Genomic DNA, 17,903 nt, shown 5'->3' on the forward strand with positions numbered 1-17,903 from the left:
TGTCCCTGTAACCAAGGTCCCTGAGTTCGTTCTGGACCTGCGAGACCTGGCTGCCATGAGAGCCCTGCCGCAATGTTGGCGTGGGGGCCAGCGGGTCCGCCATCCCGGGCTTGTAGCCCATCTCCAGACGTGTCTCCCACTCATGCACCGCCTTCATGCGTTCTGACAGACCGTTGCGTCCGCCGTTAATACCGTACGTTGCTCTAGTGATGTCTTCCTGCTGCCCTTTGGAAACTACGCAGACCCTCCAAAAATCGACTGCGACTCTGGCGGCGATTTCTGGTTTGGCGGCGTCGTCCGGGTGATTGACCAGATCCATATTTAGACGCTGGCCTGCCTCTCGATAATTTTCATGTCCAGTTAACTGAATGAACCCGCGGCCACGATATTTATAGCCGTCTCCTGGCTCAGGGTTGCCCCCCTTTAGTTGTCCCCACTCGCCACCATAGACAGCATTGCCTATAGACTCAGGACCGCCTGCGACGATTGAACGAGCCTGGTCCAGGGTTTTCACTCCTCTGTCAGAAAATAGTTCCAGAAGCCTCTCTGGAGAATAGTGCAGGTTCTCTTCAAGATGCTGGAAATTGCTAGATTCGACCTGCACTTGGCCCATGAAATTGGCAAGTTCCTTACGACTGGTGATGCCTGAATCCATGGCCGCTTTCAGGACAAGATCGGCATTTTCTTTCGACATTTCTTCCCCCCAATCTCGCAAGATCACAGCCCCCCTGAACCTCAAGACGCAAGACCCAGGGTGGCTATGGAAAGCACAGGTATCTTCGTATTTGAAATGGATCTATTTTTATTACCTTATTTTATTTTGGGAGGTACTTTTGTTTGAGGAAGTACGTTTCCATCTAGCTCTGGGTCAGGTCCCCAACTTCTTGTGATATCCAAGAGGAGGCGTCCATTCAATGCATCGAATGCTGTGCTGGGTTTGCAGTCCAATTCAGCAGAAGCATCTAGCTTGTTGACAGGTTTTACTATCATTCCAGAATTTTCTAAACCGGTACCCGAAATATTGAACAGGATATATTTCGTGTTGTCTTTTACAAAGGAATAAGCGTTGCCGCCTGTACCGGCAGCATATGAGAGACGAGATGTCCGAAAATTGGCACGTGCCCGCCCTTCGGCTGGATAGATCAATTCTGGATGCGAGGGGGTTCCAAAAACATAGCGTGCAGCGGGAGGGGTGGCCTTGCCCGGAGCCAGGCAGAGCGAAACGATCTTGTGGCTTCTGGCGATGGGGCAGCTGAAGGCGACCTGTTCGTCTGGAGCACACAGAGAGGGTGACGGTGCAGCCTCGGCCTGACCGGACACGCAGAGAGCCAGCGGCACGACGGGCAAGGCACGGCGGAGCATGTCAAAAAAACGGCTGTTCATGCTAAACTCCCATTCCCAAAAGTCTCGTTTGTGGTTCTTCTGTCGGCCCGTCATGGGGAGACAGGACCCGGATGGTGCCTCAGATGGCAATGATCTGCGTGTGGCTTAACATGGAGGAACCTCCCGGCTAGGAAACCGCCCCGGTATCGGGGCGTGCGGCCTTCTGGAGAGAATATGTGACCTGTGAGATGGTTATGTGAGTCTCTCTGAGCAAACAGTTTCGGGCCGGGAATGTGTGAGGATACATACTGGCGCATATGCCAGTTGTTCGGTCTGTCCTGGTGTTTGAGTGGCTCCCTGACTCTGCATGTCAGTCTGCCTGATCCTCTGTCCTCTATGGGCAAGGTGTCTGAAGTATGGTCTTCCATCAAATTCATTGCCACCTGCATCACGCAATCCGCATTTTCGTTTGGCGTGGCCTTTACTTGATGCGACATATGTATCTCATTTACTTCGTTGAGGGCAGTCCGTGATTTTCCAGATCAGAATCTGTCTGCCAGTTCTTGGTACGATCAATCTCATCTAAATTTAAATACACACCTCCAGCGTTTGCTGTTTCTTTTGAAACAGGAACACAGTGTAATTCGGCACTGGCATGTAAATGTCCTACAGGCTGAACAAGAATACCGGCATTCATGAAACCTGTACCATCTATCTCGTACAAAATATATTTCGTATCGGTGTTTATGAAAGAATATGCCTCTCCTGATGTGGGGCCCATATACATTAGATGTGACGATTGGAAATTGGCTGTGTATTTTTCACTGGATGGGTAGATCAATTCTGGGTGCGAGGGGGTTCCAAAAACATAGCGTGCAGCGGGAGGGGTGGCCTTGCCTGGGGCCAGGCAGAGCGAAACGATCTTGTGGCTTCTGGCGATGGGACAGCTGAAGGCGACCTGTTCGTCTGGAGCACACAGAGAGGGTGACGGTGCAGCCTTGGCCTGACCAGACATACAGAGAGCCAGCGGCACGACGGGTAAGGCACGGCGGAGCATGTCAAAAAAACGGCTGTTCATGCTAAACTCCCATTCCCAAAAGTCTCGTTTGTGGTTCTTCTGTCGGCCCGTCATGGGGAGACAGGACCCGGATGGTGCCCCAGATGGCAATGATCTGCGTGTGGCTCAACGTGGAGAAACCTCCCGGCCAGAAAACCGCCCCGGTATCGGGGCGTGCGGCCTTCTGGAGGGAACATGTGACCCGTGAAATGGCCTGTGGTCAAGGGTCATTCCAAACACGGGCGGGGGGCATGACAGCAAGGCCCCTCCGCCTCGTTATGGCTCTTACGAGCCTGTCTTGGCTGCCGTGCCGCTGCTGGCCGTGCTGGCGGTCTGTGTTGCCTGCGCTGCCTGGGCGGTGTTCAGGGAGAACTCGTTGCCATCCGCCACGGGGATGGAGAGGATGGCCGTGGCCTCACCACGCAGGGACCAGCCAGAGGTGACCGTCATGAAGCTCACCGTGTCCGTCCCCTCGGCCCCGATAGGCCCGGAGATCTCGGCGGGCACCTCACGGTCCACGAACAGGGCGTTGCAGGCCCGCTCGTCAGGCTGGAACTCGTCGCCAAACACGTTGGTGTCAAACTGTCCCTGTGCGCCCATGTCGGGCAGCTCCGGGCTGGTCAGGATGACCGCATCCGTGCCGTTTTCACCACGGCCCCGCAGCGTGTCATCCGGCGCAAACTGCACGTCCACGTTGGAGGCCTTCATGACGTCGATGATGGACTGGATGATGGACGCCGAACCGGCACCGGGACGCTGGTAGGATGTCAGCCCCACGATGCGGGAGGCCAGAAGGCCCAGCACACGCTGCGGCGCAAGGAAGACGACCCGTACCGGTGGTCCGCCCGCATTATACTGGGCGGAGATGCCCAGCAGGTTGCAGGCGTTCAGGCGGCCTGTGATGGCCCGCAGGAAGGACTGCAATGCCTGACCGGGATCGTAGTCATCCAGCGTGGTCTTGCCGTTGCTGTCGGCCTGCAGCCGCTCCCGCACCGTACCGGAGGCACTGTTGATGAGGCCCTCGCCATTCTGCGGGTTGAAGCCGAACAGGGCGGCATCACGCAGGAGCTGGAAATGGGCCTGACGCATGGCCATGGTGTAGGCACTCGCCAGGGAGATGTTCCAGTTCGAGGCGGCGTTGAGGTCTTCACGGGAATAGGCGACACGCACCTTCTGCTCGTAAGCCGGGGTGGTGATGTAGTCGGCCTTGATGCTGACGCTGGGCAGCTCGTTGTAGCCTGTCTGGCTACCCTTTGCGAGGGTGCGGAGGTCCAGCACCGGGACATAGACGGCCTTTGCGCCCTCGGTCAGCTTCACGTCCGGCCCGTCACCGGGAAAGAGCCGCATGAAGCCGGAGCGGACGGCATTATTGAGCAGGAAACGGGGAGAGGTGAATGACGGATTGACCGTCATCCGGGCAGGGGCAATCAGTGCCATGAGCGTATCCTTTCAGAGGGTCAGAGCTGGATGAGGACGAGAACGGAGCTGGCCTTCGGGTCGTCCGAGCGCAGCCAGTTGAGGGTGCCTTCCGTCTGGTCGTAGTTCACCAGCAGGCGCACCGGGATGGTGGAGCTGCCGCCGCCTGCCACCAGACGCTGGTTCTGGAAGTCCCAGCCGAAGGAGCCGTTGGTCAGCTGCCCGACCTGATTGAGCAGGGCCGGATCAGCCGGGACGGGCACCCGCACGTTGGAGCCGAAGCGGGCGAAGCCGATGGAGTTGCCGGGATAGGCCTGCGGGGCACGGCTGGAGGGCGTGATGACCATGTGGTTGGCATGGTCGTACAGCGCAAAGCCGGTGATGTCCGTTGTGGAGGTGGCCCGCTTGAGGGCGGACCCCATGCGGCCATTGTTGGGGGATGTGCCGCTGTTGACGCTGGCCCCCATTCCCGGGATGCGCCCGATACGCTCGGAGACGGCGACGCCGCCCCACATGGGCAGGGTTTCTTTCTGATCGACATAGCCGATGGAGAGGCGGTAGCGGGCTGCCGGGTCGGCCACCATGAGGCCCTGGAAGGCCCCGGTCGTGGAGCTGTTGAACAGGCCGGAAATCCGGGGTTAAGTGATCTGGGACTGTAAGTCGGCCTTATCGCCCATAGGGGCTCCATGTCGGCGATACGAGGAAGCCCTGCCCCTGACTGCGCTGGACGAGCTTTTCATAGCGGGCCGTGTATCCGGGATTTATCATGTCCTGCAGGTGGTCGATCACGCCATATTTTAGGGCGGCACTGATGCCAAGGATGTTGTCGAACGGTATCTGCCTGGAGGTAAAACGGATGAGATCGGCCAGATAGGTGCGGGCCTTTTCGGTGTCGGGGCTGCCGACCAGTTCATCACGGGTGGCGGTGAATATCCCGGCCAGTTGATGTCGAAAATGGTCAGGCCCAGCAGTGTTTTTAAGGCTGCTGTCTCTGATCCGGTTCTGCTGGCAAAGAGGAAATCACCGAAAGTCCCCGCACGGTTGCCCTGCGCCATAGCGGACATCACCCGCATTCTGTGGCTCTTTCCCGGCCAGTATGGAGACGTAGCGCCTTATGTTTCATTTCAGTTGGGTAATGCCGAAGTATTTTGGGCCGACCGCAGCCGTTCATTAAGGGGAGATTCGTGGCACAGATCTGTATTCCGTTTTCTCAGAGAGGTAATATTGTTGAAAAAAGAATCATGCTTCAAATACAAGATGAATTTGTAGCTCCATGATAGCACTCTTGTTGTAATAGTTTAGTATTTTTGTTATAAAATCAACTAAATTTTCCTTATCAAAATAAATTTTCATAGAGTTCCTTTATTTATCTAATACCCAGATAGAAAATTCATGGTATTTTTTATTATACGATTTTCTTTGATAAAGAATAGAAAATAAGTTTTTTGACTAAAGGTATATCATATCCGGTATTTACTCCACTTTCACTTAAAGGATGACCGTGTCACGTATGAACAGTGTTCTTTCGATGTGTGTGTCGTTTCTTTTAATTGATTGGGATTTTTATTGGTTTAGAAGGATCATATACTATCTAATAGAATTAACCATTTAAATTTTTGATATTATCTCTTCTTTTTGGTAGTACCCGAAACAAAACGAGTCTTAAAAATAGAATCAAGCCAAGGAAAGCTAATTGAGTAATTGTGACTTTCATCTTTATAATGATGAAGTAAGTGATGACGTTTCCACAAAGAAAATGGAAATTTTGTCATTTTGAAATTATGGGTAGAGAAATGTATGCAATCATATAGGGTGTACCCAATGAAAAAGCCGCTAAATAAGGCACTGCCCATTCCAGTACCTAGCGAGTAGGAGAAAATGGCCCAAATAATTAAACCAGCAGGAAGGGTAACAATAATGGGCATCAAGGTACGATATGGATGATTGGGCTGAATATGGTGGTTGCCGTGGAAAATATAAACTAATCTTTTTATTGATTTGTTTTCACTTGATAAATGGAACAAAAATCTATGCAAGAAATATTCTGTAATAATCCACAGAAAAATGCCTGCTAAAAAAAGTACGACACCTACGCAGAAATTTGGTTCATAATTAAACGTGATTATTAAAGATATTACCTCAGAAAATATGCAGAATATCAAAAAAGTTCTAAATGAAATTAACGTAAATGCCTCCATCCAATCTTTTTGGAAAATACGGACGGGTGCCGCTTTCTTTGAAACTTTGCGTTTCGTCCTATCGGAAGAAGTGCGGTCAGAGATGTTAAGAGGCTTAGGAAGAGATTCGGACATATGTGCACTATTCCTGAAACTAAGCATTTTAAAAGGAGCCTTGATAGCTCACCTCAGAATTTTAGAGAGTTTATCAGGGCTTTTCATAGGAAGGAATGCCTCCAATGTTACGTCCCCACAAATTCATTTTGGTTGCTATCATAGAAATTATTTATCGAACTCCATAAAGTCCTAAAGTAGCGGCTTGGCCTAAGAAAGTACCTACAAGCATATCGATCTTGTAAATGGCATCAGTTGCGGCATCGGCAATTAGAATAGTATCATGATCTTTCATAGGAATTTTTTGTGCTAAGAAATACTGTGTTGGATTTAGCATATCTATTTCATAAACAACCGGTGCTGATTTAAAACCTTCCTTAACTGGAATTCCTAGGCGCTTGCAGACAGTCTCATCTTCATAGCGAATGAGGTAAACAGCATTGCCGTCAGCTCTATTGTCTGCGGGCCCCCCAATGCGGGCGATAGCACCTGCTAAGCTGAGATTGGCTGTTCCGAATTGGATTTCATTACGCTGTTGTGTTTGTCCCACAGCACCAAAAGCCGTAAATGTACGTGGTTGGTAGATAACCCTGATACGATCACCGGGATCGGCGCGAATATCTTCTTCGGGATGGTTCTCTAGCGTTGCAAGATCAGTTTCTCCAATTTCGCCATTACGAACTAATTCGATTTGAGAATCTTTTGGTGGATATTTTGCTCCTCCAGCAATGGCAACTACATCCGATAAATGTTCATTTGCAAGAGACAAGACTACACGCCCAGGATGTAAGACTTCTCCTGAAACAATTACTGTATTTCCTATATCATTTTGAATTCGAACCATTACTTGTGGATCTTGAGATTTGTCTTTCAAATGATTCTGAATGATGGTTGCCACTTGAGTAGGGGTCTTGCCCAATACATTCATGCGTCCAACATAAGGAACCATAATTGTTCCATCACCTTCAACCTGTGTTGGAGGAAGGTTTTGTGCAGAGATGCGTGGTGCCCCTGCCATTGCGCTTTCGCCACTGACACTGGTTCCCCCCAGACTTCTATCTGAAGAAGAAAAAAGACCATTCCCCAATTCAAATATTGTTATCCCAAGAACATCACCAGCACCGATATGGTCATTTAAAGAAGTTCTGAGATTGCTTTTATCAAGCGTTGATATTAAAGGGCGAATTTCCGATGCTAGAATGTCAGCGATTTCTGGTGTCATTTGAAACAGCTTATAATCCAGTGCTACTTTGTTAGCTGGTGATTTTGTGTATTTATGAACTTGCTTTTGTGTGGGACTGGAACGAGGCACCCAACTGCAGCTCGCAAGTAGAAGGGCTGTCATCCCGGCTATTCCCTTAAGGAGATTCGTGGAGGTTTTAAATTTGAAGGAGAACGATCTTTTGTGCGAGGAGAAGGAAAGCATTTTCGTCCCAATTGATGAAGCGACTATCTGGAGGCAATTCCTGTGTCATTATCCACTTTCTGCTGGTAAAGCAAGTCCAAGGGGTAAGAAGCTGATGATTCAGTAAGTTGGGAGGTAACCTATGTGGGATGCTTGACGAGCAAATGATGCCATTGGTAAGAACTTCACGCAGGACAGATAGCAGATATCTTAAGTCGACGATATGGAGCAAAGGAAGATTAATAGTGAACGAGTTGACTTCGAAACATGAGGATGATGCTTCTGCTGTGTCCGTGTGTGATGATAATGTTCGAGATAAAGTTCCTTCTAAGGTGGAACGGTACAGGGCATATTTGCCTTCTGGCACCGTATTGAAGGAGAATATATTGGTAGGGGTGAGGTGCTTTTCTAGGGGATGGGTATTTTTTACAGTTGTAGTTCTTCCTACTCTTATTATGGCCTTTTATTTATTATTTATTGCGGCTCCTCAATATGTTTCTGAAACGCATTTTTTGGTGCGTGGAAAATCGATGAATAGTTCTGCGTTAGGTGGCATGAGTAGTTTGTTGGAGGGTGGTCATGGCGGCTCACAAGATACATATGCTGTACAGGATTATATGATATCTCGTGATGCTTTGAGGATGCTTGTTCAGCAAGTTAATATAAAAGCCATATTCAATAGGCCGTACGCGGATTTTTATGCCAAATTTCCTTCTTTTTTTACAAGAAACGATTTTGAGAGTTTTTACAATTTCTATCAAAATCACATAAAGGCACAGCTTGACGCAGAGACCGGTATATCTCATTTGACGGTACGGAGCTTCTCAGCGGAAGACTCTCAGCATATTGCTCAGGCACTGCTTTCTGCTGGTGAAAGGCTTGTCAATGAAATGAATGACAGGCAGCGTTATAATACGCTGCATGCTGCACAGATAGAGTTGATTGATACGTTAAAGGAGCTTCATGATACGGAAATGAAGCTGGCTTCATACAGATATACGAATGAAATTATTGACCCCATGAAGCAGGCAATTCCTTTGATGGGAACTGAGCTATCATTGGAGACGACTCTTTCGATGATAGAAGCTGAAAAGAAGCAGCTTGATATTACGACGCCTAGCAGTCCTTTGCGGAAAGTTTATGAGCAGCGTATTGCTTCAATCAAAGCGCAGATGCAAAAAACTCAGTCTCATATAACGGGGAAGGGGATGGGAACGCCTTCTTTGATCCCTAAGCTATTAGGATATGATGAGTTAACGATCAGGAAATCTATTATTGAAAAGAAAATTGTTGCAGAAACAAATGCTTTAGAAATGGCCAAGGCACAAGCTGATCGACAAATGTTATATGTAACAGTAGTTGCTCAACCAAACCTGCCTGATTACCCTGTTTATCCCAGAAATATTGTTTTTCTTTTAATAACATTCTTTACAGCATTGGGCATCTATATAACGGGAAAACTGCTTGTATCTGGGGCACGTGAACATGCGTTACAATGATTCTTCTGGTTTGATAATGAATCGTAGAAGTGCTGCTCGACATCAATTTCCTTCTTTGTGGCAAGCTTTTCTCGCGCAAGGGCGTGTAATTTTTGCTCTGATAATGAGAGAAATACATACACGGTATGGAAGAGAAAATATTGGTTTTTTGTGGGTGATAGGCGAGCCGATTCTGTTTTGTGCAGGCGTTGCTATTGTGTGGACTGCTATTAGACCTTCTTATGAACATGGTGTTCAGATGACCGCAATGGTTGTAACGGGGTATGTTCCTTTGACCATGTGGAGGCATACGATGGGACGTGCGGTGAAAGCTTATGAGGTTAATTCTAGTCTGCTTTTTCATCAGCTTGTGACGCCATTGGATATTATTTTGGCTCGAACTATTTTGGAAGTTGTTGGGACGATTTTGGCGGGTGCTATTGTTCTAGGTGGTGCAGTAGGTTTTGGCTATATGAAAGCACCGGCTGATTGGGGGCTTGTCTATGGAGGGATGGGCTTTATTACTTTTTTCTGTGTTGGCTTCTCTCTTGTGATTGCAGCACTTACAGAATTGTCTGACCTGTTGGAAAAGGCTATGGGGATTATATCTTATCTATCTATACCTTGGACGGGTACTTTTTTTATGATTGATTGGATGCCTGCACATTATCGCTGGATATTAGAGGATACTTCTCCTATGGCTAATTCTATCGAGATGATAAGAGCTGGCGTATTTGGTTTGGATGTAGTTCCGCATTACTCTATTTTTTTTCTTTTTGTTTCGTGTATGCTTTTATTAATAATAGGTTTGTACATGACGAAAAGAATAAGGCCATATATCAAATTGTCTTGAGGATTAAATATGTTGGCGTTGGAATGTAAGAAGCTGAGCAAAGTTTATCACGTAGGTAAGACGAGGCGTGTTGTTTTAGATGAGGTAGATTTACAAGTGGAGATGGGGAAAAAGTTAGCTATTTTGGGAAGGAATGGAGCCGGTAAGTCAACTCTCATCAAGATGTTGGGTGGTGTGGAATATCCTACTGCTGGAGTTATTAAAAAGAATGTAACAGTTTCGTGGCCACTAGCTTTTGGAGGGGCCTTTCAGGGAAGTCTGTCGGGGCATGATAACTTAAAATTTGTATGTCGCATCTACGATCTAGATTATAAGGATACATTGACATATGTAGAAGATTTTGCCCAGTTGGGAAGACAATTCTATGATCCAGTGAAAACTTATTCTTCTGGAATGCATGCACGTTTGGCTTTTGCGCTTTCTTTAGCTATAGAATTTGATTGTTATTTAATAGATGAAGTGATTATGGTTGGGGACGCTCGATTTATTCAGAGGTGTGAAGATGAGTTATTTAATAAAAGGGGTGACAGGACACTGATTGTTGTTTCACACAACATGGATTTTTTAAGGAATTTCTGTGATGAAGCAGTATTAATTCATGACAAGAAAATACATAGATGTAATTCTTTAGATGAAGGAATTGATAGGTACTATTCATTATAGCCATCCTATTTTTTGAATTTCAAATCAACATATTTTAACCAAGTGAATGGAATATTAAATTCATTTACTCTCTTCTGTTTTGGAAAAAATAACCTATTCACATGGTAGGATATTTTTCTTCTTTTTGAAAGAAGATCATCATAAATGCACAGTAAAGTCTGACTCTGGCGTTCATATGTGATTTTTTGAACAGCTTCATGAGCATTTTTTGATATTTCTGCTCGGTGCGACGGATCATGGAGAAGTTTTTCTAATTTAGAAGTAAGTTCTTGGTAAGAGCCAGGAGTAAACGTCACGCCTCTATTTTCTTTTAGAAGTTCTGGAATTCCACCTATATTGGAAGCAATGACGGCACAGGAGGAAGCCATAGCTTCCATAATGGAAACAGGTTGGTTTTCAGCCCATAAGGAAGGTAGGACAAGTATATGTGTTTTTCTATAGAAATAAGGCATCTGATGCGAAGGGACTCTACCTAAGAAATTTATTTGTGCATTTATATTATTTATTTGGCAGTATTTTTCTAACTCCTCTTTCTGGGGTCCTTCTCCTATTATAAATACTATTATAGGCTTGTTTGTCTTGATATTTTGTAGAGCTTTTAGGAGTATAATCGCTCCTTTATGATATCCTAGATACCCAACAAAGCTAATGATAGTTTTCTTACTTCCTTTGAGAGTATTACTGATAAATAGAGGGTTGACTCCATTTTGGAGATGGGAGATTTTATTTTCAGGAAGACCATTTTTTATATATTCTTTTTTAAGAAAGGAGCTTGGAGATATGAAATGATCTATGTGGAGAAAAGAAAATTTAATAAAATCATTTCTAAACTTGTTATGTCTATATTTTTTGTTGTCCCCATATTCATGTTTAAGGCATGTCAAGCACTTATTTCTATTAACACAGATATTATTATCTATATATATTGCAGTATTTCTCAGGCAGAATCCCCAAAAATCATGAAGGGTACATATAGTTTTGATATTTTTTTCTTTGGCAATAATCGGTAATTTGAGCGATAGACCCATTATGTTATGGAAATGCACAATATCTGGAGAGAAATCATCTAAGATATGATTGAAAAATAAATCAACGGGATCATGAAAAAAATTTATATATTCTGGGCTAAAATCTTTTGCATGGAGACCTATTGAAAAAATATCTATTCCTTCGTGTTTGAAGTGTCTCATTTTATATCGATCATTCTGATTCGGAAGAATTTCTCCTGTAAATACGCGCACTTTATGACCTAAAGCTAAAAATATTTTTGCTTGTTCATGCGCAACAAGCTCAGCTCCTCCAATAAAATTAGGAGGATATGCATTAGAACAGATTAAGATACGCATTCTCGTTAGGGGGACCTGTAACCATCAGGATGTTTCTCACGCCATGTGAAAGCTGTGCGAACAATCTCATCTATATCAGAAAAACGTGGCGTCCAACCTGTTTCTTTTTTTATTTCTGTGGAATCTGCTATCAAAATGGGTGGATCGCCAAGACGTCGTTCAGCGGGAATCCAAGGGACTTTTCTACCAGAAACACGCTCAACACTTTTTATAATTTCTAGGTTACTGAAGCCCCTCCCATTTCCTAGGTTGTAGGTGACAGATCTGTTATTAATCTGAGAGATAGCACGAAGATGGGCATCGGCCAGATCACTAACATGAATGTAATCTCTTATACAACTACCGTCTGGGGTAGGATAATCTGTTCCAAAAAGCCGTAAAGGAGGTCGCCGTCCCAAAGCAGCATCAATAGCTATGGGTAAAAGATGAGTTTCCGGTTGGTGATCCTCTCCTAACCGTCCCAGAGGATCGGCCCCTGCAGCATTGAAATAACGGAGAGATGCATACCGAAGGTTGTGTATTTTTTCTGCCCATTTTAAAGTTTTTTCAACAAAGAATTTACTTTCCCCATATGGAGAAGCTGGATTGATGGGAGAATCACTTTTTATGGGAGAAGGAGAAGGATGTGTATTATCAAAAAGAGCAGCCGTAGATGAAAAGATAATTTTCTTTATATTGTTCGCAACGCATGCTTCAATCAAATTAATCGAAGTTATCAAGTTTTGTTTTAGGTAGTAATAGGGGTGAGTGACTGACTCGCCTACTAGAGATAAAGCAGCGAAATGAAGTGCGACATCCCATTTTCCCCGAGTCAGAAAATTGTTGAGTCGATCTCGTTCTATCAGATCGAGCCTCTCGAAAGAGGCTCCCTTCGGGATAGCCTCAATGTGACCTGTGCTTAGATTATCTAGCACGGTAACTTTATGGCCCGAATCAATCAATGCTTGGGCCACGTGACTGCCAATATACCCAGCACCACCAGTAACTAAACAACGCATACTAGTAACTCTCTCAATGCCATTGGGAAAAAATTTTACGTTTCAAGCCTATGAAACGTATGGCTTTGTAATACTCCTTTGGAAGGTGCTTATTTTTATTCTTAAATTCTTGCGAATGCATAATATCAGAGATTATTACATACTTATCACGATCACTTCTCAATTTTTTTGCATAAAAATTGAGGCCTTCCTCATCGGGTCTGCGACCTAACAGGGTGCCATATGCGCCTTGAACAAATTCATTTCCTTCCAAATTTAAAAGATCGCAAAATCTTAAATTTTCTTTTAGAGGCTGAAATGGATCTGTATTTAATGATTCTTCTTTTCCGTTCCAGCGACCATGTATCATATTTGCGTATTTACCCAGTAGCTCTATTAACTCACCTTCGAGAAGAGTAGATTTTGCAGATCTATTTATACAAGTCCGATCAATAACCTGTTCACGGGAGAAATTTTCAGACCCTAGGTTAAGATATGTTCTGGATGTATTGCGAACTCGATAATGTTGCGTCACGAAGGGGATAGTTTCCCCTCTATAGCCTTCGATTGCTAGTTTGCAGTTAAACTGCCAATCTTCAAAATGTAAACGCAGCTCATCATCGAATCCACCTGCCTCTTCAAAAGTACTTCTTCTGATCAGAATGGCACTATGTGTGTAATTTTCATCTAGCGCAGTCATGATGCTGGAATCGCGCGGCATCCATATATGATTCCGGTAGCCGTAGTTGTCTTGAATTCCATATGTAAAATCAACGCAAAGGTTACGCTCCAAGTAAATTTTAGATACTAAGAAACCGGTTCTGTTCAATGCATCATCAGAATCAATAAATTGTATGAGAGGATTTTTTCCCAGTTGACTCCCAGTATTCCGAGCGACAGAAGGGCCTGAATTTTTTTGTAAGGTCTTAACAGTGACACATGACCTCATTTTTTCTGGGAAAACATTTTCGACTATTTTATGGAGTGCTTGTGTCTCTTCCTTACGTGAGGCATCATCTACGATAAATATTTTATCACCTTGCTGTAGTATTTTTTTTATATTAGAAAGGCATTCGAAAAGATATTCTGAATCGTTGTAGTAAGGAATTACAAAATCAACATTCAATTTTTGCAAGATGGAGTTATTTATGCGTTTCTTAGAAGAAAGAGAAACATATTCACTAACGAGATTCTTGTTATTATATTGTGCCATCGTGTCATAGAGACGAGGCCTGTCGTTACATTGGCGGATTGAACAAAAGAATTTTTTCACATCATGCTCAAAATTTTTCTGATAATTGAACACGTGTATCCCGGGAAGATCACGGGAAATGTAAGGCATTCCTCCGGCTGAACTTATAAGGACTGGGTTTGGAGTGTGCAGGATTTCTAGTAGGGCGTTAGGATAGTTTTCAAAAATGGAAGGAAAAATAAAGCCATTTACGTTCTTGGTTGCTTCATGAAGTTCTTGCTGTGACATGTAACCATGAATGACAATACGCCCTCTAAGGGAATCATTCTGTTGCAATCGAAGTATCTGTTTTTGAACGGAATTATAGTATTGATCTGTACAATCTGCTCCAAATAATTCAAATACTATATCAAGGTCTTCGATGATTGATAGAAGTTGAGGAGATTGTGAAATCTTTTCTAAGAAAAATAAAATACCCTTTCTTATTTCCATTCTACCAACATAGGCTATCCGTATGTGTTTTTCAGTCCGATTGTTGCTAACAGTCGTTTTTGAGGCAGCTTCTATTTTAGATATGGGGTAAGGATGCTCAATATGACGGGATTTTGAGCGGATATCAACGCCGAAGCGATTACATTCGAGTTGCACTCGATCAAGCATGGCTGGTGCGCCATAAAGGACAATATCTGCATGTTCGTAGCAAAATAGTTCACGAGACATGCGCGTGAAACGGTTTAAATCATAATGACGCCCAGGAAGGCAATTGTCCCGGAATAACATGAGTTCAGGGGAGTGCAATCTGACGGCTACTGTATCGATTTTCACCAAGCCAGCGCGATGCATCTTTAGAGGGTAGTAAGCCTCAACAGCATAATCAGAAAATTCAAATAAACCGAAACTATGTCCTTGAAGAGACAAGCTTAAAAGATAATGAGAAAGATTCCAACTATACCAATCGTGTTCATTGCCAACCCGTTCTGCGCGCTTGTGATATATCTGCCAGTCATCACCTATTTCAAATACTTTAATGTTAGAGGCTAACTGTCTTTTTATTTCATGAGACATGAATCTGCAAAAAAAAGCAATTTTTTTGTTTTTTGTAGCCGGTGAGCTGCTAAACAATTCCAGCAGCATGCGCGTATATGTCCCTATCCCTCCCGTAACGAGATCAAGGGGCTCGTAACATGAAATTGCAATATCCCAGTGGCATTTTTTATTTTTGTGGATAGGCAACTGCTCGTTGCGGGAAAAATCAAAATCGGTGTAGCTCATATTGGTACCTCGAGCATGAATATCAAGGAAGGTGACTGGTGATATAGTTTAGCTATAAAATAACTTCAATCGAAAAATCTACCTTTCAGAAAGTTTTTTTGTTGAAGTATGTAAATTTTTTTTTTATTAGGATGTCTTTTAAGGTTGGAGGGTTTCACATGGCAATATCAGTTCGTGTGCTTGGGTTAATTCTTTATGATGTTTTATATTCAAAAAAGAGACGTGTTCGTAGGGTTGTTGATAAGGCCTTGTCACAAAGTATTTCAAAAAATAAATATTTGCAGGGAAAGAAAAGGATATTTGTCGATGTGAGTGTTATTATTAGGGATGATGCGGGAACAGGTATACAAAGGGTGGTAAAAGAAATTGCTAATTTGCTGAAATTGATGGATAACTCGCAATGGAGCGTTTATTTTGTTTGTGCTTTTGGTAAAAATCCATATCGCTGTGTTGATTGGATTGGATCTGAGGAGCGTATTGTGTTACCACCATTTGAATCTAAGGGAGGGGATATTTTTTTAGGTCTCGATTATTCTCTCGATACAGTAAGGCGACATAGAAAGCAGCTTGAAGAATTTCGTCAATCTGGAGGAAGACTTTGGTTTTTAATTCATGACATATTACCTATTCGTTTTCCGAAATGGTTTTCTAGGAGAATGGTAGTTCGTTATAAGATATGGCTAGATGTTATTGTTTCTTTATCTGAGGGGTTCTTTTGCAATTCGGAATACACCAAGAGTGAATTGAGAAATCTTATTGAAGATAGATATGGCTTATGTGATCGATTTCGTTATTCTGTGATAGATATGGGGTTCTCTTTTAAAAAGGATGAAAGCATCTTAGTTCCAAGAGAGAGAGTTAATTTTTCATTTGATGAAAATTACATAATCATGGTGGGGACTATTGAACCTAGGAAAGGGCACTTGGATATTATAGAGGCATATTCTTCTTATATGAGAGATTTTAAGAGGGGGAATGATTTTAATCTTGTTCTTATAGGGAAAAAGGGATGGAAAGTTGATAATGTTATATCTTGTTTGGAAAAGAATGAACTTTATAATAAAAAAATATTCTGGTTCTCTGATGTGAAGGATGGAGAGCTCGATTATTTCTATAGGAAATGTAGGGGGTTGATCATGGCCTCGTATGATGAAGGGTATGGTTTGCCGATTGTAGAGGCTTTAAGTTATGGTAAGCCGGTTCTGGCTCGGAATATACCAGTATTTAGACCGCATGCCAAAAATGGAGTTGTTTTTTTTGAAAATGTTACTGATAAAACTGTAATAACGGAAAGTATTTCGATATGGTTGAAAGATATAGAAGAGGGCAAAATAGTTATATCGAAGCCTGAAAGAAATTGGAATGATGCTGTTATGACTATTGTCAACGAGTTTGATCATTGAAATTTTTCATTTGATGTGATGCACAGAAAAATGGCGGTTTCTATACTATCGCTCCAAGGGAAAGGCTGCCAATTTTTTAAACTTTCTTTTTGTTTTTTCCAAAGAGGGCCTTTCCTAGCGAAATCAGAGATCACTTCTCGCCATTTAAGGGCATCAAGGGGATCTAGATAAAATGGAAGATCTTTACCAACTTCTCGTAATGCAGGAATATCAGAGCAAATACATGGAACCGACAAACTTATGGCTTCAGCGAGGGGAAGGCCGTAGCCCTCACTAAAGCTAGGGAAGAGAAGACCGTTAGATTGTTTTAAAAGGGTTACAACATCCCTGTCTGATAAGTGACTCTTTTCATGTACTATACCTTGGAGCGCTGGTGATCGTTCTAGGAGGTCAAGAATATTTTCATTTTCCCAGCCACGTTTTCCAACAAGTACAAGGTGAGGGGTAGATTCTTTCCCGTGATCTTCAATCATCTTACGCCATATATGCAGTAAAAGAAGATGGTTCTTTCGAGGTTCAATTGTGCTTAGGTAAACAAAATATGGTTTATGAATTTTAATGCTTATATTTTCTTCGTGTGGGATAGGAGTTTTTCTTTCATAAACTCCATGTGGAATACTCCATATAGGGACGTTATGTTTGCTTTCTTTGTCAAGAAGAGAAGATAATGATTTTTTTACATAATTGGTGGGTACAATGACGGCATTAGCAAGTTCTAGAACAGTATCAATACGTTTTCTGTGACGTAATTTTTCACGTGGGCGTGAGTATTCTGGGTACTCAATAGGTATAATATCATGAACCATAGGAATAAAATATGCACTACTATTACGGATGAATTTTTGTATACTATCTCTTCTTGTAAGGTGATGATGCGATAGTAAAAAATAAAAAGATACTTTTTCAATTTTTGGACATATAAAATTGATAGAAGATATAATTTTTAGATATACTGATAATCTTTTCGATTTGGAAATACTGGCATGACTGCCAAAGTTCCAGCCCGATAATAAGAGTTGAATGAAGAATATTGTTTTTTTGCGTGGTAAAAAATTGATTCGACCATAAAAAGTAGCGCTAACAAAATGAGTTTGTTTCTCGTAATGGGTTAGTAGATGTTCTGCATAAGCCAGTTCAACGCGATCAATCCCTGTTGGTACGGACTGGCCTGCCCGTGAAAGTAAACGGGAGATATCAAGGATGAAGCAATATTCTTTTTTCATTTTT

The 17,903-nt window shown here is 43.4% G+C and carries 15 protein-coding genes; 4 read left to right on the top strand and 11 right to left on the bottom strand.

Annotated features, from left to right (window positions below):
- The 7 genes from CPA56_RS03090 to CPA56_RS03120 form a co-directional block, all read right to left on the bottom strand.
- A partial coding sequence (locus tag CPA56_RS03090; RefSeq protein ID WP_182040606.1) for a glycoside hydrolase family 19 protein occupies positions 1–694 on the bottom strand: 694 nt, incomplete at its 3' end.
- A gap of 116 nt (positions 695–810) precedes the next feature.
- Entirely contained in the window at positions 811–1,383 is a 573-nt protein-coding gene (locus CPA56_RS03095; protein WP_182040607.1) for a hypothetical protein, read from the bottom strand.
- 448 nt (positions 1,384–1,831) lie between these two features.
- Entirely contained in the window at positions 1,832–2,401 is a 570-nt protein-coding gene (locus tag CPA56_RS03100; protein WP_182040608.1) for a hypothetical protein, read from the bottom strand.
- A gap of 264 nt (positions 2,402–2,665) precedes the next feature.
- Positions 2,666–3,817 carry a major capsid family protein gene (locus tag CPA56_RS03105; protein ID WP_182040609.1) on the bottom strand — a complete coding sequence of 384 codons (1,152 nt, stop codon included), beginning with the start codon at positions 3,815–3,817 and terminating at the stop codon, positions 2,666–2,668.
- A 20-nt stretch (positions 3,818–3,837) separates the two neighbouring features.
- The gene (locus CPA56_RS03110) at positions 3,838–4,380 is read right to left on the bottom strand and encodes a hypothetical protein (RefSeq protein ID WP_182040610.1); all 543 of its coding nucleotides are present in this window, start codon (positions 4,378–4,380) and stop codon (positions 3,838–3,840) included.
- A 1,038-nt stretch (positions 4,381–5,418) separates the two neighbouring features.
- On the bottom strand, positions 5,419–6,108 hold the full coding sequence (locus tag CPA56_RS03115; RefSeq protein ID WP_182040611.1) for a sterol desaturase family protein: 690 nt from the start codon (positions 6,106–6,108) through the stop codon (positions 5,419–5,421).
- 151 nt (positions 6,109–6,259) lie between these two features.
- Positions 6,260–7,432, bottom strand: a complete 1,173-nt coding sequence (locus CPA56_RS03120; RefSeq protein WP_227656547.1) for a polysaccharide biosynthesis/export family protein — start codon at positions 7,430–7,432, stop codon at positions 6,260–6,262.
- Positions 7,433–7,737: 305 nt separating this feature from the next.
- On the opposite strand from CPA56_RS03120, the gene CPA56_RS03125 reads away from it, so the two are divergent.
- The 3 genes from CPA56_RS03125 to CPA56_RS03135 are packed head-to-tail and all read left to right on the top strand — an operon-like array spanning position 7,738 to position 10,486.
- On the top strand, positions 7,738–8,991 hold the full coding sequence (locus CPA56_RS03125) for a capsule biosynthesis protein (protein WP_182040612.1): 1,254 nt from the start codon (positions 7,738–7,740) through the stop codon (positions 8,989–8,991).
- Positions 8,978–9,823, top strand: coding sequence for an ABC transporter permease (locus CPA56_RS03130; RefSeq protein WP_227656546.1), 846 nt, complete (start codon positions 8,978–8,980; stop codon positions 9,821–9,823). Before CPA56_RS03125 ends, CPA56_RS03130 begins: the two co-directional genes overlap by 14 nt.
- Before the next feature lie 9 nt (positions 9,824–9,832).
- Positions 9,833–10,486, top strand: coding sequence for an ABC transporter ATP-binding protein (locus CPA56_RS03135; RefSeq protein WP_154981468.1), 654 nt, complete (start codon positions 9,833–9,835; stop codon positions 10,484–10,486).
- A 5-nt stretch (positions 10,487–10,491) separates the two neighbouring features.
- Here CPA56_RS03135 and CPA56_RS03140 read toward each other — a convergent pair whose 3' ends face one another.
- Genes CPA56_RS03140 through CPA56_RS03150 form a run of 3 tightly spaced genes read right to left on the bottom strand, consistent with a single transcriptional unit; the run spans position 10,492 to position 15,273 of the window.
- Positions 10,492–11,832, bottom strand: a complete 1,341-nt coding sequence (locus CPA56_RS03140; protein ID WP_154981467.1) for a glycosyltransferase family 4 protein — start codon at positions 11,830–11,832, stop codon at positions 10,492–10,494.
- A gap of 5 nt (positions 11,833–11,837) precedes the next feature.
- Complete coding sequence (galE, locus tag CPA56_RS03145; protein WP_154981466.1) at positions 11,838–12,830, bottom strand: UDP-glucose 4-epimerase GalE; 993 nt, start codon at positions 12,828–12,830, stop codon at positions 11,838–11,840.
- A 13-nt stretch (positions 12,831–12,843) separates the two neighbouring features.
- Positions 12,844–15,273 (bottom strand): glycosyltransferase, encoded by a 2,430-nt coding sequence (locus CPA56_RS03150; RefSeq protein WP_182040613.1) that lies wholly within the window; start codon positions 15,271–15,273, stop codon positions 12,844–12,846.
- A gap of 158 nt (positions 15,274–15,431) precedes the next feature.
- On the opposite strand from CPA56_RS03150, the gene CPA56_RS03155 reads away from it, so the two are divergent.
- On the top strand, positions 15,432–16,676 hold the full coding sequence (locus tag CPA56_RS03155; protein ID WP_182040614.1) for a glycosyltransferase family 4 protein: 1,245 nt from the start codon (positions 15,432–15,434) through the stop codon (positions 16,674–16,676).
- Here the strand turns inward: CPA56_RS03155 and CPA56_RS03160 are convergent.
- Entirely contained in the window at positions 16,670–17,899 is a 1,230-nt protein-coding gene (locus CPA56_RS03160; protein WP_182040615.1) for a glycosyltransferase family 4 protein, read from the bottom strand. The two genes, CPA56_RS03155 and CPA56_RS03160, sit on opposite strands and share 7 nt — an antisense overlap.
- Positions 17,900–17,903: the final 4 nt, after the last annotated feature.

The organism is Bombella mellum (assembly GCF_014048465.1).
In the GTDB taxonomy this organism is placed as follows: Bacteria; Pseudomonadota; Alphaproteobacteria; order Acetobacterales; family Acetobacteraceae; genus Bombella; species Bombella mellum.